Raw genomic sequence first — 1,107 nt, 5'->3', positions numbered from 1 at the left:
TATACGCAATTAACTTGAAGATGCAGGAATTAAAGTCTGGAAATTATCTGTCAACCGGGTGGTCAATTCCTGTGCTTTTTCGGGTAATGTAACATGAAAAAAATGATGAAGGGTTTCACGGAATGTTTTGGCATCCGGGAAATAGACATTGTTACGCACTTGCTCATTCATATACTTCCACAATCGCTCTATCGGATTGAGGTTTGGGCTGTAAGGCGGTAGGTAATGCAATTCAATATTCAGGACATACGCAATATCTTTCACCCACTCTGCGCGGTGATAACCTGCACCATCCAGAATAATATGGATTTTTTGCGAGAGTGGGTAAGTTTCCCTGATTGCCCCAAAGAAATACGCGATGTTTTCGGCATTGATGCCCGGATATTCCCGGATCACGGTGTCTTCAAGGCGTTGTAAATTGAGGGCACCCAGAAGATTGAGACGGGTACGGCTGCCGGTGGTTTCGACCACTTTTCCCTGATTTTTTCCTGCCTTCATCCAGCCATAGCTGAGCTTTGTCGACTGTGAGGGATGCACCGCATCAATAAACAGGATCGGTTCATTCTGACCCACTTTGTCTTTCAGAGCCTGGTAGTCATCAATAAATTGTTGCTGTTTATCCGCATCGAATTTATGCGGAACTCCCCTGGGTTTTTTGTAACTGAAACCCTGGCGGTGAAGCCATTTCGTCATTCCGCCCACGCTGAAAGACACCTGCCAACGTGCCCGAACATAGGCCACAATTTGGGCCGTGGTATGCATTAAATTTGCCGTCAAGTAATCAATCAGGTCGACGGTTTGTTCGGCAGAGAGATGGCTTTCAGAGCCGCCATTTTCCGGGGTGAGCTTTTCCTGAGCGATGAAATCTTTTAGGTGACGGCTGACCGTACTTTCATGAATACGCAAAGCCTGTGCAATCATCTGAGCTGTCCAGCCTTCGTGAGCCAAAAGCACGGCCTTGATGCGATCACAGACTCGACTGTCACGCGTTGTATCATGCATCAATTCGAGGGCGCGTTTTTGTTCTGGTGTCAGATGAATTTTCATGGTCGTAAGCATGATCGGGTTTGGATAAAAAATCAAGCATCTTCAATGGCGATTGGTATA

At 46.4% G+C, this 1,107-nt stretch carries 1 protein-coding gene; it reads right to left on the bottom strand.

What is annotated here, in order from left to right; genetic code table 11:
* Window positions 1-9 precede the first annotated feature (9 nt).
* A complete protein-coding gene (locus Xkoz_RS19170) occupies window positions 10-1,047 on the bottom strand; it encodes an IS630 family transposase (protein ID WP_141554459.1) in 1,038 nt (345 codons plus the stop codon).
* Window positions 1,048-1,107 lie beyond the last annotated feature (60 nt).

It is taken from the genome of Xenorhabdus kozodoii (genome assembly GCF_002632875.1).
GTDB lineage: Bacteria > Pseudomonadota > Gammaproteobacteria > Enterobacterales > Enterobacteriaceae > Xenorhabdus > Xenorhabdus kozodoii.
This window is presented reverse-complemented; position numbering and strand designations above follow the sequence as displayed.